This is a genomic window from Candidatus Schekmanbacteria bacterium RIFCSPLOWO2_02_FULL_38_14, assembly GCA_001790855.1.
In the GTDB taxonomy this organism is placed as follows: Bacteria; Schekmanbacteria; GWA2-38-11; order GWA2-38-11; family GWA2-38-11; genus 2-02-FULL-38-14-A.
The window spans coordinates 72,891-79,378 of sequence record MGDH01000001.1 but is presented as its reverse complement, the minus strand read 5'-3'; the positions used below and the strand labels follow the sequence as shown (position 1 = coordinate 79,378).

The 6,488-nt window shown below is 39.5% G+C and carries 6 protein-coding genes and 1 pseudogene (1 of these 7 only partly in view); 5 read left to right on the top strand and 2 right to left on the bottom strand.

Annotated elements, in window-relative coordinates:
- The 5 genes and pseudogenes from A3H37_11975 to A3H37_11955 all read left to right on the top strand — a co-directional run.
- A pseudogene (locus A3H37_11975) lies at nucleotides 1–240 on the top strand (hypothetical protein) (it extends 1,032 nt beyond the left edge of the window).
- Between the two features lie 156 nt (nucleotides 241–396).
- Entirely contained in the window at nucleotides 397–696 is a 300-nt protein-coding gene (locus A3H37_11970; protein OGL51757.1) for a hypothetical protein, read from the top strand.
- 118 nt (nucleotides 697–814) lie between these two features.
- The gene (locus tag A3H37_11965) at nucleotides 815–1,801 is read left to right on the top strand and encodes a hypothetical protein (GenBank protein OGL51756.1); all 987 of its coding nucleotides are present in this window, start codon (nucleotides 815–817) and stop codon (nucleotides 1,799–1,801) included.
- Nucleotides 1,802–2,815, top strand: a complete 1,014-nt coding sequence (locus A3H37_11960) for a hypothetical protein (GenBank protein OGL51755.1) — start codon at nucleotides 1,802–1,804, stop codon at nucleotides 2,813–2,815.
- A gap of 102 nt (nucleotides 2,816–2,917) precedes the next feature.
- Entirely contained in the window at nucleotides 2,918–3,355 is a 438-nt protein-coding gene (locus tag A3H37_11955) for a hypothetical protein (GenBank protein ID OGL51754.1), read from the top strand.
- Here A3H37_11955 and A3H37_11950 read toward each other — a convergent pair.
- The gene (locus tag A3H37_11950) at nucleotides 3,352–3,999 is read right to left on the bottom strand and encodes a thiamine diphosphokinase (protein ID OGL51753.1); all 648 of its coding nucleotides are present in this window, start codon (nucleotides 3,997–3,999) and stop codon (nucleotides 3,352–3,354) included. The genes A3H37_11955 and A3H37_11950 overlap by 4 nt on opposite strands.
- A gap of 131 nt (nucleotides 4,000–4,130) precedes the next feature.
- Nucleotides 4,131–6,443, bottom strand: coding sequence for a hypothetical protein (locus A3H37_11945; protein OGL51752.1), 2,313 nt, complete (start codon nucleotides 6,441–6,443; stop codon nucleotides 4,131–4,133).
- Nucleotides 6,444–6,488 lie beyond the last annotated feature (45 nt).

Genomic DNA, 6,488 nt, shown 5'->3' with positions numbered 1-6,488 from the left:
TTTACTGAAATGGAAGAAGCCTCAAGCTGCTGCGGGTTTGGAGGTACCTTCAGTCTGGAAAATTACAGGCTCAGCCTTGAGATAAATGATATTAAATCAGAAAGAGTAATCAGCAGCAATTCATCAAAGGTCCTCACCTCCTGCCCCGGCTGCATAATGCAGCTTCAGGGAGGTTTGCTGCGCCATGGTTCAAAAATAAAAGTCTCCCACTGGATTGAGGAAGTTGCCGGTCTTTTTTAAACATGATAAATGATTAAGATGTTTTCTGAGATTCCTCTCTTTGCTCGCAACATCCTTCGCAATCTTAATATTTTTTATTGTTATTAAATTTATTTGACATATTTAATAATTTTAGATATTTTGAGACAATAAAAAAGGAAATAAGAAGAAATAATTATGTTAAATAATGAATCAATAGTTGAAAAAAACCCTTCAATTTTATGCACAGAGCTTGATAATGAAGCTGTGCTTCTTGACCTGGAGACAAAATGTTATTATGGGCTTAATGAGGTAGCCTTGCAAATCTGGAATCTCATAAACGGAACCAGAAAGATTAACTCAATTGCAGAAAACATCTGCAAGCTGTTTGAAGTAGCACCAGAAAAGGCATTGGGCAGTGTTACAAAACTGGTAAAAGAATTTGAGGATAACGGGCTTGTAACAGTTAAATCCTCATCCGGCAATAAACCTGAATAAAGTTAATTACATTGCCTCTATGAAACCCTCCGGAATTTGCAAATAAAATCCTAATGCATTACAAGGGTGCAAAAAAAAAGAAGTTGAAGCAAAATATAAATCGTATCAGGGCTGTCATATGGAAGAAAAACACTACTCTATTTATAGTAAAAGCATCACAATAAAATCTGATAGCGGAAAAATTCTGAACCGGATTGATTCTGTAATAAATTTTTTTGCTGCAAAAAAAGATGTTGAAAAACCAAAGATTTCTTTAACCCTTTCATCATCAAAAAAAATCCTCGGGAAGAAAGCAGATGTTGTTTTAGAAGGAAAACCGCTGTTCATGTTTGACAGGCTTTGCTGTTACAGAAAGGGAAAAAATTATTTCTACTCTGACGGAAAATCTCTGGTATTTTCACAACCTGAAAAAGGAACCTCTAAAGGATATATTTCAGAAGAAACCATAAACTCCGGAAGATTCTTTTCTCATATTTTCTTTTACATAATTCTCGTTGAAATGCTCAGATATAATGGGTTGTATTACATCCATTCATCCGGAGTTGAAAAAAACAGCACATCAATCCTTATTCCCGGCAATGGCGGTGTTGGAAAAACTACAATTTCACTTGCCCTTGTAAGAAAGGGATTCTGTTATCTTTCAGACGATGCAATACTCCTTCAGAAATTCAAAAAAAAAGTTATTGCCCATCCTATTCCCGGAGACTTCCATATCGACCCTTCAATTTCCCAGAATTTCAAGGAATTATCAGAAGTGAAGCATGCTTTAAAATACGGCAAAGGACCAAAAAGGTCATTTGACCCTGCAATATTTTATCCTGACAGCTTTATCCTTAAATCAAAACCGAATGTCATAATATTCCCCCAGATTGTCAGAGAAGCTGAAAGCAGGCTGATACCCCTGTCTTCAGCCCAATGCCTCGCAAAGATGATTCCAAACAGCCTTCTTGTGATGATAGACAAAAAAGTTGCCGGAGAGCATCTTGACACCCTGACCACCCTTTCAAAACAATGCCGTGCCTTTCAATTACTCAGCGGTAAAGACCTCATACTCAATTCTGATAAAGTGATTGAAAAAATTCTGTGTAACATAGAGGAGAAATAGATGGCAGATGAAATGTATTTTCTTTCTGAAATAGGAGTGGAGCTCACAAACAGGTGTAATCTGTCCTGCCTTCACTGCCTGAGAGACAAATCCAAGCCAAGAGAGGATTTCCAGGTTGAACTCTTCCCAAAGCTTCTTGAGGATGTAAAAACCTACGGAATAAAGCATATTGCCTTTACCGGCGGTGAGCCATCAATACACCCGCATCTTGGAGAAATTATAAAAATGGTCACTGAAAGCGGGCTAACATACCATATGGTAACAAACGGATGGAATTTTAAGGAAATATTTCATGTCCTTGAGAAATACGGACTCAAATGGTTAAAAGGTCTTTCATTCAGCGTTGACAGCCCGAGAGAGGAAACACATGATGAAATCAGAGGCAAAGGTTCATACAAAAGAATCCTTCAGGCAATAAGCATATGCTTCCACAAAAAAATTCCTTTTAATCTCCAGATGACAGTCTGCTCTTTAAATATAAAGCAACTTGAGGAGATGGCAGTCTTTGCATCAAAGCTGAATGCTGAAAGGCTTTATTACGCCTTTATCCAGCCAACTCCTCAAAACATGAAATCAGGCTTAGTCCCGTCTCCGTCAGAGCAGAAAAAAGTTGTAAAAGAAGTATTGAACATTGCAAAAATGATGACAATCGGCGTATTCCTCTCTCCGGGGTTTGATGTTCCTGAGCTGATGTTTCAGTGCCGCACCCTTCAGATGTCATCCCTGACTGTTGATTACAGGGGCAATATAGTTTTTTGCTGCCAGCTTTCAGGATATTCAGGCTCTGATAACGAAGTTGATATTATTGGGAATCTCAGGGAAATGTCAATTTTTGAAGCTCACAAAAAGCTTGTGGACCGCATAGCAAAGTTTCAGAAAGACAGAATCAGCAGGATTGAAAAAAAGGATATCTCGAACCTCGATAAGTTCCCATGCTTTTATTGCACAAAATATTTTGGAAAGCTTGACTGGCTGAAAGACTTTCCAGAGAGCCCGTGGTCTAAAGATAGCTAACTTAATTTTGGTAGGACAGCCGTCTCGCCTGTCCAAAGAATTAAACTACGGACAGCCGAGACGGCTGTCCTCCTGGTTTTTAGAGAGAAGAAAAAATTTTTTATGGCTGTTTTTCAGAAAAAGGGAAGAAATATTTTCCCCCGTATAACTCTGCTGCTAAAAATACTTCTTCTTACAATAGTCCTTCCAGTTATGGTAAAAATCTCATCCCTTCCAAAACTAATGAAAATACTCACTCCCCAAAAAAAGAAAGATAATTTTTCAGAGGAAGAAATTGACAGGATAGTGGATGCAACCACTTTAGTCCTGTATGGAAGATTTTCAATTTTTCGCCCAACATGTCTTAAAAGATCGCTTGTGCTTTATTATCTTCTGAACAAAGCAGGGTTGAAAGTTGTGATGAACTTTGGAGTCAAGAAAAACAATGACAGGCTTGATGGCCACGGATGGCTAACCCTTGGCGGGAAACCATACCTTGAAACCTACGACCCCCACGATTCATTTACTGTTACTTATTCCTATCCACAGGAAAGTAATTAGAGTTTGAGATTTCTAATCATCATCAACAGTCCTGAGCGGATTTTTATTCTAACTTTTGAAGAAACTGCTACATTGCTCACACCATAGGGATTGCCTGAAACCATTGTCCCGTTTTCAAGGCTGTATTTCAGCCCTTCAGTGTAGATTCCTGTAACTTTATCACTAAAAGGAAGGAGAGACAATGTTTCGCCTCTTTTTGTTTTGAAAGTTATTGCACTGTCTATAAGCCTTATTTCATTATTCTCATCAACAACTCTGATTTCAACACCTTTTTCAGTTCCCAATTTCAAAAGATGCAGATTTGCAAGCAGATGGTCAATTCTTCCGCCAAGAGAACCAAGCATTATTATCTCTTTTGCACCCGATGAAATGGCATATTCAAGGGCAAGCTGTGTATCTGTTTTATCCTTTTCAGGAGTGAATTTTAAAATCCTTGCTCCTCTTCTTTCAGCTTCAAGAATTTCTTTTTCCTTTAATGAATCAAAATCTCCAATTAAAGCATCAGGTTTCAATCCGAGCTTTTTTGCAAACTTCAGACCACCATCGGCACAGATAATCAGGTCATTTTTTTTAATAATCTTCCTGTAAAAGTTTACATCTCCAATCCTGCCATTGCTAAAGATTATAACCCGTTTTTTGCTCATAATTTTTTATTGTTAGTCCTTCGTAGAAAGTTTTAAGTTTTTAATTTTTAAAGGCAGAGCAAGGCTCTGCAGCTACAGCTAAATACTATTCACTTCATTCTAACTCATAACTTTTGCCTTTTGCCTATCTTTTACAGTCCTTCATCCAGCAGACTCTCAGGTTTGGCTGCTGTCTCGCTCCCGCCTCCTGAAACCTCCTCTGCTCCTGTCCCGGGTTCTGTCCCTTTAATAAAAGCCTGCACAAGCCCGTTCTGAGAATCTTTGCTCACTGGCTTCCCGCTGTCAGCGTCAACTGTAACAAACACCACCCCTTCAGGCACAGAAAAATCTTTTACATCCTCAGGCTTAAAGCAGGCACCAATAAAATCACTCCATATTGGCGCTGCTATCTTTCCTCCTGTCTCCTTGTAGCCTATTTCCCTGTTGTCATCATATCCTACAAATACCCCTGCAGCCATATCAGGTAAAAAACCGACAAACCAGGCATCCCTGAAGTCATTTGTTGTTCCGGTCTTTCCTGCAACAGGCATCTTGAGTTCGCTCACCCTCTTTCCCGTTCCTCTCTCAACAACCCACCGCATCAGGGTTGTCATAACATAGGCAACCTCAGGCTTCAAAACCTCCTGCACTTTTGGATAATTCTCCTCTATTGTCATCCCTTCTGAATCTTCTATCTTTAAAATGCTTATGGGCAAAGTCCTGAGTCCCTGGTTTGCAAGAACTCCATAAGCAGATGTTATCTCAAGAAGAGATACAACAGAAGGACCCAGGGCTAATGAGAGATATGGCTCAAGAGTGCTTTCAATTCCCATTTTCCTTGCAGTTGAAATAACCTTGCCAACACCAATCTTGTCAACGAGCTTTATGGCAACCACGTTGCGTGATTCCTCAAGCGCAGTTCTCAGTGTTGTCGGACCTTTGAATTTCTCATCATAATTTCCAGGAGTCCAGGTTTTCCCGTCTGCTCCTCTGAAAGAAACAGGGGTATCCATTATTATGCTTGAAGGAGTAAACCCGTTTTCAATAGCTGTTGTATATATAAAAGGCTTGAATGCTGACCCCGGCTGCCTTTTAGCCTGCACAGCCCTGTTGAATTTGCTGAAATTGAAATTCAAACCACCAACCATTGCCCTGATGTATCCGGTGCTTGGCTGTATGGCAACAACAGCACCCTGAATCTCAACATGGTTTTCAAGATTAAATAAAATTTCTCCTCCCTTTCTTATTTCAAAAAGGCTCAGCCCGACAACATCACCTTTTCTAACAATTTCTCGGACAGAACCTGCACCTGTCCATTCCCACTGCCCCTTTTTTACCTCTCCGTAAAACTCACCGACTTTAACAAGGAAATAATCGTTTTTTGTCTCAGTTACTTCTCCGTAATAAAGTTTATCCTTTTCAAAAACGTCAGGCTTTGAATATTCCTCAAGTATCATATCCCTCAGTTCAGGAGGAACGGTTTTAAACCTCTTTATCCTTGATATCTCCATCAAACCCTTCTCAAACGCTTTTTTAGCAGCATTTTGCATCTTAAGATTCAGCGGAGTATAGACCTTAATCCCCTTCTTGTAGAGAAACTCTGCTCCGTAAGTATTCTCAATGTACTGTCTTATATATTCTGAAAAATATGGCGCTTTGCTTTCCCATCTTTTTTCTTTTTTGATATTTAGCGGAGTTTTTGAAAACTCCTGCGCTTTCTGGCGGGAAATATATCCAAGGTCAGCCATCCTTGACAGAACAATGTCCCTTCTTCTTTTTGCTATATCATAATTATTGAATGGAGAATAAAAAGTTGGAAGTCTCGGAAGCCCTGCTATAAGAGCGCATTCTGCAGTATTCAAATCCTTTGCATGCTTTCCACAATAGGTAAGTGCTGCTGATTCAACCCCGTAAGCGCCGCTTCCAAAATAAATCTGGTTCAGGTAGAGTTCTAAAATCTCATTTTTTGTATATTTTTTTTCAAGCTGCAGCGCGACTAAAGCCTCTTTAACTTTTCTTTCAAGTGTTTTCTCTGGATTAAGGAAAAGAACTTTTGAAAGCTGCTGAGTAATTGTGCTTCCGCCCTCTCTTATCTTCCCTGATGCGAAATTAACAATTGCAGCTCTTGCTATTCCTCTCCAGTCAACTCCGAAATGGCTGTAAAAGTTGTTATCCTCTATTGCAAGAAGAGCGTTAATGAGATCCCTTGGAACCTGATCAAGAGGAATCAATATCCTTCTCTGAACAAAATACTCTGCAAAAACTTCTCCTCTGTCATCATAAAGCCTTGCAACCTTTTCTGGTTCATAAACCTTAAGCTTTTCAATTGCTGGAAGGTCCCTGAGATATGCTCCAACAACTCCGCCGGCAGCTCCTGCAACTATAGAGAAAAACAGCCCGCAGAAAATAAGGACACCCTTGCAAAACTTGTCAAACCAGTAGAAGAAGCCTTTGCCTTGTGGCATTTCTATTGTCCTTTTCAGGAAGGATTTCACACCATATCATCAGGG